Raw genomic sequence first — 15,869 nt, 5'->3', positions numbered from 1 at the left:
CAATAAGGTTAATCTGTAAGTTTGGCAATGAGTAGGGCGTTGCTGGTCATGTATGTTGTTATTTATCATGTGATTATGTTCTGGTGTTGATTGTTGTGACATATGGAAACATATTTTCTGTTTTGTGTGTGAGAATTTTCTAGCTGTGCGTGTACGGCATATTAAAAACGCTTAAAGAAAAGTGCAGTGTTATCGCTTTTCAACATGATGCTCATTTTTTTGCTCACGAGGAGGAAGTGGCACCCGGAATGCCTACGGTGCCTGGGGGTAGGTAGAATGAGGGGCATCTGTGGCGGGGCTTACTGCGTTTTCTGTATACACAATGGGGCTGACAATGGGATTGCCGGGCTTTATGCTGGATAACGGCAGCAATGGATAAACGGTTTTCTGTTCCCTTCCGCTGGCCTCGTCACTTATTGATCTGCCCTCGATGTATTAATCTGTATGCTGAAACGATGCTGTCTTGTCCGCTGCGAGGCCGTCGACCCGCTGCCAATTGAACCTTCGTTTATTTTGCCGCGTTACAATAGGTGAAAATTTACCCATGGAGCCTATCGTGCGCAAATCCAGATTCTTTCTCGTGACCTTGCTGTGCCTGTGCGGCGCCGCCGTGCTGTACGTCATGGCTTACCGGGCGTTGGGGCATTACCTCAGCGACGGGGAGAAGGCCTACCCGGACATCACCGTTGAAATCCGCTGAGGGCCGTGCGCCGCCGCGGTGATTGCGCCGATTTTTTCGCACTGATTTACCCGCCATTTACCCGCCGTCGGCAATGATGACGCTGCGTCTCCACACTGTGTGGTTCTCTTGGGCGGAATGCGGTTATGTCACTGCAACAGGTATCGAATGTTTCTTTGAGCAATAACGGCTTAAAAGGCATCGGTTACAAACATTACGCGTTGGCGATCGTGGCGTTTTCGGCGATCGTGCGGTTTATTTCCTTAACGGATCGGTATTTTTGGTGCGACGAGGCCTCCAGCGTGCTGACCAGCCGCTATGATGTGGGCGCTTTGTTGTACCATGCTTCCTTCGATGTTCACCCACCGCTTTATTACCTGCTGCTGCATGGCTGGATGGTGCTGTTTGGCGACGGCATTATGGCGGCCCGCGCGCTGAGCCTGGTGTTCGGCGTGATGACGGTGGCGCTGGCGATGCGTTTTACCCGTTGGTTGACCAACGAGCGGGCGGCGCTGACCGCGGGATGGCTGATGGCGATCATGCCGATGGCGGTGCGTTACAGCCAGGAGGCGCGCATGTATGCGCTGATGGGGCTGCTGGCGATCGCCGCCGCCATGGCGCTGGCGAAGTGGCTGAAAACGCCGGATAACCGCCGTTATCTGGCGCTGTATGCGCTGTTGATGACGCTGAGTTTTTATACTCACTACTTCACGATTTTCACGCTGATCGCGCACTGGCTGGTGGTGTTGGCGCTGTCGTGCCGCCGCGAAGGCGAGTGTTACATCAGACAGCCGGCGTGGTGGGTGGCCAATACGGCGATTGGCGTGGCCTATATTCCCTGGCTGCTGGTGCTGCTCAATCTGCTGGCGCATATCGCCGAACTGCGGGTCGGCGGCGACGTCGGTTGGATCCCTCAGGTTGCCTGGAGCGATCTGCCGGCGATGTATTGGCGTTTTCTCACCGGGCATGATGGCAGCAACTATCCCACGATCATTCTCTGGCTGCTGCCGGCGATGTTTATCGCCTTATGTTCACTGCTGCTGTGGCGGCGCCAGATGCCGAGAAAGTATGCGCTGTTGCTGCTCGGCGGCATGCTGATCCCGGTGACGTTGGTATTCGCCATTTCCTGGCGTTCGCCGCTGTTTGTCGATCGCTACCTTTATTCCGCCGCGCTCGGCATTCCGCTGGTATTGGGCGTGCTGATCGCCGGTACGAAAAGCCGGGTGCGCGGGATCTCTTTGCTGCTGTTCTTCAGCCTGCTGTTCGGCTGCGGCGTGCGCAACGACTATCCGGTCGAGAAAGATGAGTTCAAGGTGATGGTGCACTACATCAACAGTAACTATCAGCCCAACGATGTGGTGGTGGTCAGCAACATGTTCAACTACCTGAGCTATGTGTATTACAACAAGCAGGGCTATCGCGCCTTGCTGTATACCCCCGCCAGGCCCAACGGCATTTCGGGCAAGCCCAATGCCTATGGTTTCGGCACCTTTTTCCACGATCGGGCGGCGCAGACCTACGTCGATAACCTCAGCGCGTTAGCGAAAGGCCATCGCCGGGTCTGGCTGGTCAGCGGCGGGGATTTCAATCAGGACTTCGGCCGTTCGCCGCCGGGGTGGGTCAATACCGGCACCTTCAAAAGCGGCGGTTTCGAGTCGAGGCTGTTCGTGGTGCCTTAAGCGGAATGTCATATTTCCCATTCGGCGTTACATCTGGCCGAGCAAACTTACGCGGGGATGACAGTTCTATACATTGGGATTGGTACTGTAGCTCTACCCGATGATGTTGTGTGTTATCCATTCCCTGTAGTGTATTACCCCATCCCTGTTAAGTTTATCCCGCCTTGTGCGGGATTTTTTTTATCTGCGCATACCCGGCGGCGCGTAGCACGATTTTTTTGAATGACACCGTCAGTTTTATTCAGTATTCAGCCGTTGCGCGCTTGATTAGATTGAACGCGAGATGGGCGTCGTCGGCGCCTCTGTGCAATGAGTGGAGAATTTCTATGGCGAAGACAGTAGTGGTGTTTCATTCCGGCTACGGCCATACCGAGCGTTTGGCGAAAGTGGTGGCGGAAGGCGCAGGGGCCGAACTGATCGCCATCGATCAGGAAGGCGATATCAGCGATGAAGCGTGGCAGAAGCTGGATGAGGCGGACGCCATCATCTTTGGCTCACCGACCTATATGGGCGGCCCGTCCTGGCAGTTCAAGAAATTCGCCGACGCCAGCTCCAAAGCCTGGTTCGGCCGCAAGTGGCAGGACAAAGTGTTCGGCGGCTTTACCAACAGCGCCAGCCTGAACGGCGACAAACAGGTCACGCTGATTGCGCTGCAAACGCTGGCTTCGCAACATGGCGGCCTGTGGGTCAGTCTGGGGCTACTGCCGGCCAACACCAAATCGGCGCAGCGTACCGATGTCAACAACCTGGGCGGTTCGGTGGGGCTGTTGGTGCAAACGCCGTCGGATGCCGGCGTGGACGAGATGCTGTCGGGCGATCTGGCGACCGCCAAGCTCTATGGTCAGCGCGTGGCGGGCTTTGCCGCCAAACTGGCGTAAGGCCTTGCCGCGTGCAGCGTTCATTTTCTCTGCACATTTGGCATGTAAGCTGCGAAATGTTATTAGCCTGCTTGGGCTAACGCTGCATTTCGTACAAATATTCCCGGTTCCTAGGCCGGGTTTTTTGTTGCTAAGGTCTGCTTAAGCTTTCGCCGCTACACTGCATGGCAGCACAGGCATGCAATGAATGGCTGTGTCGTAACTGTCGATTTGCTGTTGTTCAAGCAAGCCCGCTTTAGGCGGGCTTTTTTTGGGTTGTTATTGCACGGGCGGCCCAGTTGCAGGAAAATAATCGCGTAGTTATTCAAATATCATTCAACGAGCAATAACCACAATCTTATTAATGTAATTAACGTCGTCGGCGGCCTATTACGCTTTGCGCTATGCTGTCAGCAGAGCTGAGCATTATTTGCCGACGGTATGCGGGGGAGCCCACCGCCGCCACATTAGGTTCAGAAAAGTCTGTTAATTAATTGTTAATGCTTTTTATTATTGATTTGTCTGGCTTTTTTGGTTGAAATTCGGGTTGATTATCCCTCACTGGCCGGGCGAGAGAGTATGCACATTATTATTCTGGTTATTAGCAAAATATGGGCGAGGCGATGAACGCCAGAATAAACGCCAGGCATGGCCTGCCGCTTACGGTTCAGCTCATCAATCTTTTCATGCTGGCCTTTTTACTTTCCCTGGTGGGCATTCTTAGCCGGCCGATTGGCTCGCTTTCTTTATTTTGGCCGGTGAATGCGATTCTGCTCGGCCTGCTGCTGCGCAAACCCGCTTACGCCACGCCGCTCGGCTGGCTTACGACCTATCTGGGCATGGTTGCCGCCGATCTCAGCACCGGCGAGGGCTGGTCTTTGGCGCTGTGGCTGAATGCCTGCAACATGTCGCTGATCGTCGTCGGTTACGGCATCATGCTGATGCTGCCGCAATCTCAACGGCGCATGGGTAAACCCCAGGCGATACTCTATATGTTCAGCGCCAGCCTGGCCGGTGCGGCGGTGGCGTCGACGCTGTCCGTGCTGCGCAACGATAGCCTGTACAACAACACGGTGGTGGTCGCCTGGTTGGCCTGGTTCAGCGAACAGTTTTCGACGACCCTGCTGCTGTTGCCGGTGCTGATGGCGGCGCCGCGGTTGAAACAGCTGTTGCGCATGCAGGTGCGTTGGCGCTTGAAAGGCTGCCTGCCGCTGCTGGCGCTGCTGCTGTCGCTGGCGTTCAGCGTCTATATCGGCGGGCCGGGCGCGATCGCCTTCCCGATCCCGGCGCTGCTGTGGTGCGCGGTGCGTTATCAGCTGTTCCCCGTGACGTTGCTGACGCTGTTGACCGGTATGTCCGAGATCAGCAGCATCTCTGCCAACCTGGTGCTGTATGAAACGCCGAACAACCATAATGCCTTCCTCGACACGCTGATGTCCGCCCGATTGGGTATCGCCATGCTGGTGATGGGGCCGCTGATCCTCGCCAGTTCCATCGCGGCCAACCGTAAGCTTATGCGGCGTCTGGAGCACAGCGCCAACCACGATTTCCTGACCGGCGTGCTGGCGCGCAGCGCGATGACGCGCAAAGCGGGCGAGCTGTTGGAGCACAAGCACCGTTCCAAAGAAGCGGTGTCGTTACTGCTGATCGATATCGATCATTTCAAGCAGATCAACGATACGCACGGCCACAGCGTCGGCGATCAGGTGCTGGCGTCGTTCGCGCACATCGTGCGGCGCGAGCTGCGGCACGATCAGCTATTCGGCCGCTTGGGCGGGGAAGAGTTTGCCATCATGCTGCCGCGCGCGTTGGCGGCGCAGGGCGTGGCGCTGGGGGAACATCTGCGCCGGCTGGTGGAGCAGACGGAGCTGCAGGCGGAAGGCAAGCAGACGTTGAAAATCACCATCAGCGTCGGCGTCGCCAGTTTGGCGATGAACGAGGTGAAATCGCTGGAGCAGTTGATGAACATGGCGGATATCGCGCTGTATCGCGCCAAATCGCAGGGGCGTAATCGGGTGGAGTCGTTCAACGTGGTGAACGGCAACAGCGTCGAGCATATCCTGTTCCGCTAACCGTTTTCAGCCTTGCCTGGGCTCGAAGCGGGTTTCGCAATTAGGGCAAATCAGTATCACGTCTTGCAGCATTGCCGCGCATTTTTGCCGGGTAACATAGCCGCATTTAGGGCAGACGATTTGGGTGGAGCGGTTGATAAAACCTTTAACGCTGCTGGAATCGGACATATCAATAGCCTGTGTCAGGTGAAAACTCACGCTAACACAGGCGACGACAAATTTCGTTGGTTATTTTCTGTACGCAGAGGCTTACAGGCTTTTCAGCGCCTTGATGGTCTCATCCATGTCGATCTCGTGCTCGGAGAAGGTATGGGTGGTGTTCTGGAAGGTGGTGATGGTCAGCATGCGCAGCGTTTGCATGGCCTGCGCCTGGTCTTCGGACTGCGGGCGAATGCGGTTCATCAGCAGGCCGACTGACAGCACGGTGTTCTCTTTATCCACGTCGGCTTTGACCGGCACTTCTTTGGTGAAGGTATTGAAAGACTTGATGCTGGTGATCTTGATTCTTTCATTGGCGATGATGATGTATTTGCTGGGCGCCAACACTTTGACCGCATAAGCCGACGGGCCTTTGGTGTTGTTGGTCGGTTCGAAGGTCACCGCCGCGTTTTTCTTAATCAGCTCCGGGTTTTGCACTTTAATCACGTGAAAATAACGATTTTCTCCGTTCTCGTCGGTAATAAAGCCGAAGCCTTTGTCTTCAAAAAAAGTCGTTATCTTGCCGTTCATCGCTATTCTCACAAAAAGGTTCAATACAGCGCTTATGATAGCGCGGAATGCCCTGCAGCGACAGATTGCGCGGGCGGCATTTAGTCATGCGATAACGGCATTTAGCGGCTTCCCGGCGACATGCTATGTTCATGATGACTTTATTCAATGCGCAAAAAGGAATAGCGATGGGCATCAAACGTCTCAATCACGCCGTGCTGTACGTCAGCGACGTGCGGCAGAGCGCCGACTTTTATCATCAGGTCTTGGGCTTCAAGCTGAAGCCGTCCGACAGCCCCGATCGAGCGGTATTTACCCAGGCCGCCGACTCGGACAACGATCACGATTTGGCGTTGTTCAGCAAGAACCTGGGCCAGCAGCGCGCCGGGGTGTTTCGCGCCAATGGCGAGCCGCCGGCGGAGCATGAGCCGCCGGCCGGGCTGTACCATCTGGCCTGGGAAGTGGACAGCCTGGAAGAGCTGGAGCGCATTCGCCATCAGCTGGCCGAACGCGGCATTCTCGGGTTGGAAGAGGATCACGGCGTGCACAAAAGCATTTATGGTCACGATCCGGACGGGCTGCTGTTCGAGGTGACCTGGTTTATTCCCCCGGCGTTGCTGACCGAAGAGGACAAAAACCAGCAGGGGATCCGCCCGCTGGATTTCGCCGCCGAGAAGCGGCGTTTCGCCGGCCTCTAACCTGCTCCTGCGCGGGGCGCATCGGCGCCCCGACGCTCACAGCACTTTGTTGAGGAAGTTGACGGTGCGCGGGTGCTGCGGCTGAGCCAGCACCTGTCTGGCATCGCCCTGCTCGACGATCTGCCCGTCGACCATAAACACCACCCGATCCGCCGCTTCGCGCGCAAAGCCGATTTCATGCGTCACCACCACCAGCGTGACGCCCAGATCCGCCAACCCTTTAATCACGTCCAGCACTTCGCCGACCAGCTCGGGATCGAGCGCGGAGGTCGGCTCATCGAACAGGATCACCTTTGGGTTCAGCGCCAGCGCGCGCGCGATGGCGATGCGCTGCTGTTGGCCGCCGGAGAGGTGGCGCGGGTAGGCGTCCGCCTTGTGGCGCAGCCCGACCGTATCCAGCAGCTCATAGGCCAGCGCTTTCGCCCGTTCGCGGGAGTGGATCTTGTGCACCACCGGCGCTTCGATGATGTTTTCCAGCACCGTCAGGTGCGGGAACAGGTTGAAGTTTTGGAACACGTAGCCGACGTTGATGCGCTGCCGGAGGATGGCCTTTTCCTTCAGCTCGTACAGCCGGTTGCCCTTGCGGCGGTAGCCGACGTAGTCGCCGTCGATGCGGATAAAGCCCTCGTCGACGCGCTCCAGATGGTTGATCGCCCGCAGCAGCGTCGATTTTCCGGAGCCGGAAGGCCCGAGGATCACGGTCACGGTGCCCGGCTGCAGCGTCAGGCTGACGTCGTCCAACGCCTTGTGTTTGCCGAAGAACTTGCTGACGTTGCTGATTTCGATCAGGCCGCGCGCCGGCACCGGGGTGAGGTTGCGTGCCGGCTGTTCGGGCAAGGCGTAATAATCAATGGCTTCAGACATGCGGGTCTCCTAACGTTTTAGCCAGCCGGCCAGTTTCTGCCAGGGCGTCGGCGGCAGTTCGCGCACCGCGCCCCGGGCGAAATAGCGTTCGATGTAGTATTGGATCACCGACAGGGCGGTGGTGATGAACAGATACCAGACGGTGGCCACCATCAGCAGCGGTATCACCTGCTGGGTGCGGTTATAGATCACCTGGATGGTGTAAAACAGCTCCGGCAGCGCCAGCACATAAACGATTGAGGTGCCTTTCGCCAGACTGATGATCTCGTTGAATCCGGTCGGAATAATAGATCGCAGCGCCTGCGGCAGAATGATGCGGAAGGTGCGGCGATAGCCCGGCAGGCCCAGCGCCGCCGCCGCTTCGTGCTGGCCGTAATCCACGCCCAGGATGCCGCCGCGGATGATCTCGGCGGTATAGGCGGACTGCACCAGCGTCAGGCCCAGCACCGCCACGGCGAACTGGCCGAGGATATCGATGGTCGGGTAGCTGGCAAATACCACCGAGGTAAAGGGAATGCCCAGCGAGATGGCGTCGTACAGATAGGAAAAGTTATACAGGATGATCAGCACCAGGATCAGCGGCAGCGAGCGAAACAGCCAGATATACCCCCAGGCCAGCGACGCCAGCAGGTAAGAGCGCGACAGCCGCGCCAGCGCCAGCAGGGTGCCGAACAGGATGCTGAACAGCGTGCCGAGCAGCGTCAGCAGCAGGGTCTGTCCCAGCCCCGCCAGCACCGCCGGGGCGAAGAACCACTCGGCGAACACGCCCCATTCCCAGCGCGCGTTGCCCGCCACCGATTGCACGATGGCGGCCAGAATAAACAGCGAAAACAGCGCGCCGATCAGCCGCAGCGGATAGCGGGCGGGCACCACTTTCAAGACTTCTTGTTTGGACATGTCATGTCTCCTGATACAGATAAAGGGGCCTTAGGCGATTTTCCTTTCCGACGCGCAACAACAGGCGTCTTCTGCAATCAGGCTTTTGCGGAACGGCAGGCGGCCATCGTAGGGTGGGCGGCTGTAAACCTCGCTGTCGACGGTGGGATCGAACTGCGGCTGATAACCGTTGCTCAGGTACAGGCCCACCGCTTCGGGCTGGCGAAAGCCGGTGGTCAGATAGAGCCGGCGATAACCCTGCGCCAGCGCCAGCGTTTCCAACTGCTGCAACACCCGTTGCGCCAGGCCCTGGCGGCGCAGATCGCCCCGCGTCCAGATACGCTTCAGCTCGGCGGTTTGCCCGTCATAGCGCTTGAAGGCGCCCATGGCGATCGGCGTACCGGCGCGCAGCAGCACGATGAAGGCACCCTGCGGCGGTGCGTACAGGTCCAGCGGTTCCGGTTCCTGGTCACCAAAATAGTCGCCGTAACGCTGACGATATTCGCCGAACAGCCCCTCGATCACCGGGGCGATCAGCGGGTCGGTCGGCAGCGTCTGAATGAAAGTGTCTTGCGTCATCGCGCGCTCCTAATCGCCCAGACCGGGCGGGTTGATTTCCGACTGCGCAAGACGTTCGACGCTCTCGCCCCAGCGGTTGAGCACCTGATCGTACTGTCCGCCGCGGATCGCGCCGTTCAGCGCTTCATTCACCGCCTGCACCAGCCCGTTGCCTTTACGGGTGGTGACGGCGATGTGCGCCGCCTTGGGCCAACCGCCTTCCACCGTGCCCGCCAGCCGGGTACGGCCATTCAGCGCCGCTTTATAGGCGCCCAGCACGTTGGGCCCGAAATAGGCGTCGGCCCGGCCGGACTGGATCGCCAGCGTGGCGGCCGCATCGTCGGTCACGTAGATCGGCTGGAAGGGTTTGAGCCCCTGCTGCCGGTTCTGTTTGTCCCACGCCAGCAAGATGGCTTCCTGGTTGGTGCCGGAGCCGACGATGATCTTTAATCCGGCGATATCGGCAGGCCGTTTGATCGTCGCGATCTTGCCGCCGGTTTTGACATAAAAGCCGAGCGAGTCGATGCGATAGGTGGCGAAGTCGAAGCGGGTTTTGCGCTCTTTGGTGACGGTGACGTTGGTGATGGCCGCGTCATACTTGCCGGAAACCACCCCCAGCGGCCAGTCTTCCCACGAGGTTTGCACCACGTTCAGTTCCAGGCCCAGGCTGTCGGCCACCAACTGCGCGATATCCACTTCGCTGCCGATAAGCCGCCGGTTGTCGGCGGCGAACAGCGCCAGCGGCGGCGTGTTGAGCGCGGCGATCGCGACGGTGAACCGGCCCGGCTTCACGAAGCGGAAATCGGCCGGCAGCTTGACGATCGCCTGCGGGTTTTTCGGCGCATGGATAGGGGTTTCATTGGCCTGCAAATCGATGCCGGTGCCCGCCTGCGCGGCGCCGGTCAGGCTCAGCAAGGCCGCCACGAGAGCGGCGGTAACGGTTTTCTGCATAGCGGGTATCCCTGAAAACGATCTTATTATTGGGTGAATCTGTTCAACGGACGCTTCAGGCCCAGGTGTTCGCGCAGCGTATCGCCGTGGTACGCCTGGCGGAACAGGCCGCGCCGTTGCAGGACGGGCACCACCCGATCGACGAAGTGCCCGAAGGCGTTGGGCGTACCGCCGCTGATGATGAAGCCGTCGGCGGCTTCGCCGTCGAACCAGCGTTGCAGGCCGTCGGCCACCGCTTCCGGCGTGCCGCTGAACACCGGGCGCGGCGAGGCGGCCTCCAGCGCCACCTGGCGCAGCGTGAGGTTACGCTCGCGGGCGTTGCGCTTGATGGCGTCGGTGGTGCTGCGGAAGCTGTTTTTCCCCAGATCGCCGATGTCCGGGAAGGGCGCGTCCAACGGATGGCGGGAAAAGTCGTAATGTTCGAAGTAGCGGCCAAGGTAGTTGAGGGCGTTCTCGATGCTGACCAGACGGGCGGTCTCCTGGTACTGACGCTCGACGTCCGCATCGTCGTCGCCGACGATCACGCTGACGCCCTGGAAGATGCGTAGATCGTCCGGTTCGCGCCCCTGTTCCACCAACTGCCGCTTCACGTCCTGGTAGAAATCCTGCGCCTGCTCCAGCGTGTCGTGATGGGTGAAGATCGCATCGGCGTGCCTGGCCGCCAGCCGTTTGCCGTCTTCGGAGGCGCCGGCCTGGAACAGGATCGGGCGGCCCTGCGGCGTGCGGCCGATGTTCAACGGCCCCTGCACCGAGAAGAACTCCCCCTGATGATTGAGGGTGTGCAGTTTCCCGGCGCGGAAAAATTCGCCGCTGGCCTTATTGCGCACGAAGGCATCGTCTTCCCAGGAGTCCCACAGTCCTTTGGCGACGTCGAGAAACTCGCCGGCGATGCGGTAACGCAGGCTGTGCTCCGGGTGCTCGGCGCGCGAGAAGTTTTTGGCCGAACCTTCCAGCGGCGACGTCACCACGTTCCAGCCCGCGCGGCCGTTGCTCAGGTGATCGAGGCTGGCGAACTGGCGGGCGACGGTGAACGGATCGCTGTAGGAGGTGGAGAGCGTGCCCACCAGGCCAATTTTGTCGGTGGCGGCGGACAGCGCGGCCAATAAGGTCAACGGCTCGAAACGGTTAAGAAAATGCGGAATGGACTTTTCGTTGATATATAAGCCATCGGCGACGAAGACGAAATCGAATTTCCCTTGTTCGGCTTTTTTCGCCGAGGCGATATTAAATTCGAGGTTGATGCTGGCGTCGGCGGTGGCGTCCGGGTGGCGCCAGGCGGACATATTTCCCGAGGCGCCGTGCAGAATGGCGCCCAGCCGTAATTGCCGTTGATTATTCGCGTTGTCGCTCATCGTGATTATCCTGTCATGCGCCGAAAGGCGCGCGGTGTCTGATGCGTCCACTATTGATGAGCGCTGGCGGGATGTAAAACAACAAAACAGCATATTCAAATGTTGAAAACTGCAAATATCACGGCGAGCGAAAATAATAATCCCCGGCGCAGCATCAGCGGCGTCGGGGAAATACTATTTCACGTTATTCAGGCGTTGCTGAGGGCTTTTTTCGCTGCGGGGGTTAATTGTTGCAGCGTGCGCTCCGCCAGCAGCGAAAAATAGTGGGCGGCAGGGAAGAGGGCGTGCTCATCGGGATTGAAACGCGGATGGTGCAGACCGAATTCGCTGGCGGAGCCGATGCTGACGAATGCGCCCGGCACGTGATGCAGATACAGCGCGAAATCCTCGCCGCCCATTTGCAGTTCCGCTTCTTCGACCCGGTAGCCGGCCTCGGCGGCGACGGTTTTGCTGAACGCCGCCCAATGGGCGTCGTTGATCACCGCCGGCGGCCCCGGCTGCCAGTGGAGTTCGGCCTGTGCGCCGAGCGCGGCGGCAACGCCGTCGATCACCTGGCGAATTTTATCCGGCACCTGGCGGCGCACCGCGTCGCTGTGGGTGCGCACCGTGCCTTCCAGCTCGACGGTTTGCGGCAGCACGTTCCAGGTATTGCCGCCTTCGATGCGCGTCACGCTCACCACCAGCGATTCCAGCGAGCTGAAGCTGCGGCTGGGCAGCGTTTGCAGCGCGCCGACGATCTGGCTGGCGGTGACGATGGTATCGACACCCTGTTCCGGTTTGGCGGCGTGGGCGCCTTTGCCGGTGATGCGGATCTGGAAGCGATCGACGTTGGCGTAGAACGGCCCGGCGCGGGTGGCGAAGGTGCCGGTGGGCAGCTCCGGCGCATTGTGCAGGCCAAATATCGCCGCGACGTTATCCAGCGCGCCGGCGTCGATCAGGTGTCGGGCGCCGTTAAAGGTCTCTTCCGCCGGCTGGAAGAAGATGCGCACCGTGCCCGCCAGTTCGGCTTCACGCGCTTTGAGCAGGTGTGCGGCGCCGAGCATCACCGAGGTGTGAAAGTCGTGCCCGCAGGCGTGCATCACGCCGCTGTTTTGCGAACTGAAGGGCACGTCGGCGATTTCGTCGATCGGCAGGGCGTCGATGTCGCCGCGCAGCGCGATGATCGGCCCCTGGCCGCTGCCGATCTCCGCCACGACGCCGGTTTTCAGCGCCAATGGCAGAAGGCGAATGTTCGCCTCTTGCAGCCAGCGGGTCAGGCGGGCGGTGGTGGCGAATTCGTGATTGGAAAGCTCCGGGTTTTGGTGCAGTTCACGCCGATAGGCGATGATCTTGTCTGCCAACTGGCTGGTCATAGGCTTGGCTCACAGTGGGAAATAAACCCTAACCCTAGTGCAGGGGCCGCCGAAGCAAAAAGACCATCTGGTTATATTTCATAGCGATTGTGTCTGCACGGCGCGTCAACGATGGGGGGCAGGGGCAGGTTTAGGCGTTCGCGCGTTGTTCGCCGGCGCAGGGAGAGGATTGACCTGGAACGGCAACTTACTGCAACCGGTGTCATTCATTTACACCGGACAACACGGATTTTTTCACTCTTTATCGGATTTCTGTGATCGCGGTGGTGGACAAAATCCTGCCTGCTTGCTGTACTGTAATCGACACAGGTTTTGTGTCTTTCATTCACGTTAAAGGTAAGTTTGATGTCTAAGATTAAAGGTAGCGTTAAGTGGTTTAATGAATCCAAGGGCTTCGGTTTCATTACTCCGGAAGATGGTAGCAAGGACGTTTTCGTTCACTTCTCTGCCATCGTTAGCAACGGTTTCAAAACGCTTGCTGAAGGCCAGCGTGTAGAATTTGAAATCACGAACGGTGCCAAAGGCCCATCTGCCGCTAACGTTACTGCTATCTAAGCTGCGTAGCTGAATTTCTTAAAACCCGCTCATTGAGCGGGTTTTTTATTGGGCGCGTTATGCGTCGCTGCGGCGGGCCAACAGGCTGAACAGCAGGATGGCGATGGCGTAACAGCCGACGATGGTCAGCGCCATCGACAGGCCCGAGGTGCCGCCCAGCCCGGTGAGCGGCACGGCGCAGGCGCCAAGCGCGAACATGCACACGCCGATCAAGGCCGACGCGCTGCCGGCTTTGTCCCCCTGGCTTTGCATCGCCAGCGACGAGGCGGTCGGGCCGACGATGCCGATCACCGCCACCGAGAAGAACAGCGGCACCAGCAACACGACCAGCGGCGCATGCAGCGCGGCGGCCAACAGCAGCAACAGCGACGCGATGGCTGCCATCGTCAGCCCGCTCTTCAACACCCGGCGTTCCCCCCAACGTGAACTGAGACGGCTGGCCAGCTGCGCCGCAATGATCAGCCCGACGCCGTTAATGGCGAAGCACAGGCTGAACATCTGCGGGCTGAGGCCGTAGATCTGCTGCAAGACAAAAGGCGAAGCGCCGATATAGGCGAACATGCCGGCCATTACGAAGCCCTGCGTCAGGCACAGGCCCATGAAATAGCGCTGGGTCAGCAACCCGCCGAGCGACATCAGCATCGCCAGAATGCCGCCCTGGCTGCGGCGCTCTACCGGCAGGGATTCGCGCAGCTTCAGCGCCGACAGGCTGAACAGCAGCACGGCGATGGCCGCCAGCACGCCGAAGATGCCGCGCCAGTTCATCACTTGCAGCATGACGCCGCCCAGCACCGGCGCGACGATCGGCGCCAGGCCGTTAACCAGCATCAGCAAGGCGAAGAAACGAGTCAGCTCATGGCCGGCGTACAGATCGCGGGCAATGGCGCGGGAAATCACCGCGCCGCCGGCGCCGGCGATGCCCTGGAGCAGGCGGGCGATCAGTAGTTGGTCAATGGTGGGCGCCAGCGCGCACCACAGCGAAGCGCCCAGCAGCAGGATCAGCGACAGCAGCAGCGGGCGCATACGGCCCAGTTTGTCACTGTAAGGGCCAAAAATCAGCTGGCCGACGCCCAGGCCGAGCAGCCCGGCGGTCAGGCTGAGCTGAGCGGCGGCAGTGGAAGTATTCAGCTCGCCCGCCATTTCCGGCAGGGCGGGCAGATAGAGATCGGTGCACAGCGGCCCCAGCGCGGCCAACAGGCCAAGCACGACGGCGTACACCAGACGTTGTCTGGCTAAGTGTTTGGTCATGGGAGATTAAGATTTCCTGAACAGGTGAGAAATGGCCTGCTGATACAGATCGCGCAGCAGGGACGCATCGGCTTTTTGCGTGGTAAGGATTCGGTAACCGGTACCTTCGCTCATGACGGCGATAAACTCCACCCGCGCGGCGATCTCTTCCGCGCTGAAGTCGGGATACAGCCGCCGCAGGTTGTGGCACACGTGGCGAAACAGCCGCGCTTCCGCATCGCTGAGCAGTTTGGCCACCACCGGGTTGCGCGTGGCCTCGGCGGTCACTTCCAGCATCAGCATGTGATCGGTTTCGCTCTCGCCCGGTTGCTGAAACAGCGTGCGCGCCGCCAGCGTGCCGGCGATCAGGTTGATGTGATCGCCAAGGTTTTCCAGGCGCTGCATCTTGCTGGTGATGATGCGGTTGACGATCTCTTCGATGATCGCGTCTTTATTGGCGAAATAGCGATAGATTTGCCCGACGCTGAGCTGCGAGCCCTGGGCAATCTCCGCCATGCTGGCGGCATGGAAGCCGTGGCGGCGGAAGCTGGTTTTCGCCGCTTCGACGATCTGATCGCGGCGCGCCTGCACCTTGGCCTGTTTACTGTCGTTGGGGGAGAGCATCTGCCCGATCCTTTGCTGCGCGTGAGCCGGGTTCACAATTTTGGGTGTGAACGTTCATTCTCAATTGTAGTGTAACGGATGGGGAGGACGCAAGATGAACGCGCGCCGCGGGGAAAAGGTGTTTAGGCGAACAGGTAGGCGTTGATAAAGGCGGCGACGATCAGCACGCACAGCGCAACGGCGATCGTTTCGGCGGTGGTTTTCGGCAGGCTAAACATAGCGATTTCTCATCCAGTCAGGAGTTCTGGATGAGATTATGCGCATGCAAGATTAAGGAAACATTAAGGGCTTAGCGCCCGTTGACCCACATCACCAGCATGAAGGCCAGCAGCGTCATCGCCAGCGAACCGGCCAGGTTGAGCAGCATATTGGCCAATGCCCAGCCGAAGCGGCCGTCCTGCATCAGATACACCACCTCCAGCGAAAAGGTGGAGAAGGTGGTCAAGCCGCCGCAAAACCCGGTGGTGATCAGCAATTTCCAGGTGGGATCCAGGTGCGTCATGCGGGTGAAAATCGCCATCGCCAGGCCGATGATAAAACCGCCGACCAGATTGACCATCAGCGTACCGAGCGGGATGTGGGCGTTCAGCGGATTCATTTTCATGCTTACCGCCCAGCGCAAAACGCTGCCGACGCCGCCGCCGATAAAGACGGCCAGTAAAGAACTCAACATGGGGCAACTCCCTTTCAAACAGAGAAATTCACGGGCTCGGAAAGGGACAGGCGTAACGCTACGCGCCTCTCTCCGAGAGGTTACGTAGACATCATCAGCCTGTGAAGGCGGTTAGGGAGGAATGTCATCTCCAGCGTGCCGCAC

General features: G+C 59.3%; 17 protein-coding genes and 1 riboswitch. Of the genes, 6 read left to right on the top strand and 11 right to left on the bottom strand.

Annotated elements, in window-relative coordinates; translation table 11 throughout:
• Nucleotides 1-556 precede the first annotated feature (556 nt).
• The 4 genes from J9788_RS12840 (at nucleotide 557) to J9788_RS12825 (ending at nucleotide 5,287) form a co-directional block, all read left to right on the top strand.
• Nucleotides 557-700 (top strand): hypothetical protein, encoded by a 144-nt coding sequence (locus tag J9788_RS12840; RefSeq protein ID WP_162837200.1) that lies wholly within the window; start codon nucleotides 557-559, stop codon nucleotides 698-700.
• Between the two features lie 125 nt (nucleotides 701-825).
• Nucleotides 826-2,358 carry a glycosyltransferase family 39 protein gene (locus J9788_RS12835; protein ID WP_182264986.1) on the top strand — a complete coding sequence of 511 codons (1,533 nt, stop codon included), beginning with the start codon at nucleotides 826-828 and terminating at the stop codon, nucleotides 2,356-2,358.
• Nucleotides 2,359-2,684: 326 nt separating this feature from the next.
• Entirely contained in the window at nucleotides 2,685-3,236 is a 552-nt protein-coding gene (locus J9788_RS12830) for a flavodoxin family protein (RefSeq protein WP_033642149.1), read from the top strand.
• Between the two features lie 602 nt (nucleotides 3,237-3,838).
• On the top strand, nucleotides 3,839-5,287 hold the full coding sequence (locus tag J9788_RS12825; RefSeq protein ID WP_046897101.1) for a GGDEF domain-containing protein: 1,449 nt from the start codon (nucleotides 3,839-3,841) through the stop codon (nucleotides 5,285-5,287).
• A 6-nt stretch (nucleotides 5,288-5,293) separates the two neighbouring features.
• On the opposite strand, the gene J9788_RS25100 is transcribed toward J9788_RS12825, so the two are convergent.
• Complete coding sequence (locus tag J9788_RS25100; protein ID WP_015376921.1) at nucleotides 5,294-5,455, bottom strand: YnfU family zinc-binding protein; 162 nt, start codon at nucleotides 5,453-5,455, stop codon at nucleotides 5,294-5,296.
• A gap of 81 nt (nucleotides 5,456-5,536) precedes the next feature.
• On the bottom strand, nucleotides 5,537-6,016 hold the full coding sequence (locus J9788_RS12820) for a cold-shock protein (protein WP_004940042.1): 480 nt from the start codon (nucleotides 6,014-6,016) through the stop codon (nucleotides 5,537-5,539).
• Between the two features lie 167 nt (nucleotides 6,017-6,183).
• On the opposite strand from J9788_RS12820, the gene J9788_RS12815 reads away from it, so the two are divergent.
• Complete coding sequence (locus J9788_RS12815) at nucleotides 6,184-6,693, top strand: VOC family protein (protein WP_015376923.1); 510 nt, start codon at nucleotides 6,184-6,186, stop codon at nucleotides 6,691-6,693.
• Between the two features lie 36 nt (nucleotides 6,694-6,729).
• Here the strand turns inward: J9788_RS12815 and J9788_RS12810 are convergent, their stop codons facing one another.
• From J9788_RS12810 to J9788_RS12785, 6 genes are all read right to left on the bottom strand, one after another.
• Nucleotides 6,730-7,557, bottom strand: a complete 828-nt coding sequence (locus J9788_RS12810) for an amino acid ABC transporter ATP-binding protein (RefSeq protein WP_227414555.1) — start codon at nucleotides 7,555-7,557, stop codon at nucleotides 6,730-6,732.
• A 9-nt stretch (nucleotides 7,558-7,566) separates the two neighbouring features.
• Nucleotides 7,567-8,454, bottom strand: coding sequence for an amino acid ABC transporter permease (locus J9788_RS12805; RefSeq protein ID WP_004940038.1), 888 nt, complete (start codon nucleotides 8,452-8,454; stop codon nucleotides 7,567-7,569).
• A gap of 30 nt (nucleotides 8,455-8,484) precedes the next feature.
• Entirely contained in the window at nucleotides 8,485-9,012 is a 528-nt protein-coding gene (locus J9788_RS12800) for a GNAT family N-acetyltransferase (RefSeq protein ID WP_047025715.1), read from the bottom strand.
• A gap of 9 nt (nucleotides 9,013-9,021) precedes the next feature.
• Nucleotides 9,022-9,942 (bottom strand): ABC transporter substrate-binding protein, encoded by a 921-nt coding sequence (locus tag J9788_RS12795; protein ID WP_182264984.1) that lies wholly within the window; start codon nucleotides 9,940-9,942, stop codon nucleotides 9,022-9,024.
• A gap of 26 nt (nucleotides 9,943-9,968) precedes the next feature.
• Nucleotides 9,969-11,294, bottom strand: coding sequence for an LLM class flavin-dependent oxidoreductase (locus tag J9788_RS12790; RefSeq protein ID WP_046896761.1), 1,326 nt, complete (start codon nucleotides 11,292-11,294; stop codon nucleotides 9,969-9,971).
• Nucleotides 11,295-11,482: 188 nt separating this feature from the next.
• A complete protein-coding gene (locus J9788_RS12785; protein ID WP_182264983.1) occupies nucleotides 11,483-12,646 on the bottom strand; it encodes a M20 peptidase aminoacylase family protein in 1,164 nt (387 codons plus the stop codon).
• A 345-nt stretch (nucleotides 12,647-12,991) separates the two neighbouring features.
• On the opposite strand from J9788_RS12785, the gene cspE reads away from it, so the two are divergent.
• A complete protein-coding gene (cspE, locus tag J9788_RS12780; RefSeq protein WP_004940030.1) occupies nucleotides 12,992-13,201 on the top strand; it encodes a transcription antiterminator/RNA stability regulator CspE in 210 nt (69 codons plus the stop codon).
• Between the two features lie 57 nt (nucleotides 13,202-13,258).
• On the opposite strand, the gene J9788_RS12775 is transcribed toward cspE, so the two are convergent.
• From J9788_RS12775 to crcB, 3 genes are all read right to left on the bottom strand, one after another.
• Nucleotides 13,259-14,449 (bottom strand): multidrug effflux MFS transporter, encoded by a 1,191-nt coding sequence (locus J9788_RS12775; protein ID WP_046896763.1) that lies wholly within the window; start codon nucleotides 14,447-14,449, stop codon nucleotides 13,259-13,261.
• Between the two features lie 6 nt (nucleotides 14,450-14,455).
• Nucleotides 14,456-15,052, bottom strand: coding sequence for a TetR/AcrR family transcriptional regulator (locus J9788_RS12770; RefSeq protein ID WP_182264982.1), 597 nt, complete (start codon nucleotides 15,050-15,052; stop codon nucleotides 14,456-14,458).
• Between the two features lie 289 nt (nucleotides 15,053-15,341).
• Complete coding sequence (gene crcB / locus J9788_RS12765) at nucleotides 15,342-15,725, bottom strand: fluoride efflux transporter CrcB (RefSeq protein ID WP_019454092.1); 384 nt, start codon at nucleotides 15,723-15,725, stop codon at nucleotides 15,342-15,344.
• 78 nt (nucleotides 15,726-15,803) lie between these two features.
• A riboswitch (Fluoride riboswitch) is annotated at nucleotides 15,804-15,866 on the bottom strand.
• Nucleotides 15,867-15,869 lie beyond the last annotated feature (3 nt).

The organism is Serratia sp. X10, assembly GCF_017811775.1.
Lineage (GTDB): Bacteria > Pseudomonadota > Gammaproteobacteria > Enterobacterales > Enterobacteriaceae > Serratia > Serratia ureilytica.
The sequence above is the reverse complement of the archived record's forward strand: the minus strand, read 5'-3'. Positions and strand labels throughout refer to the sequence as shown.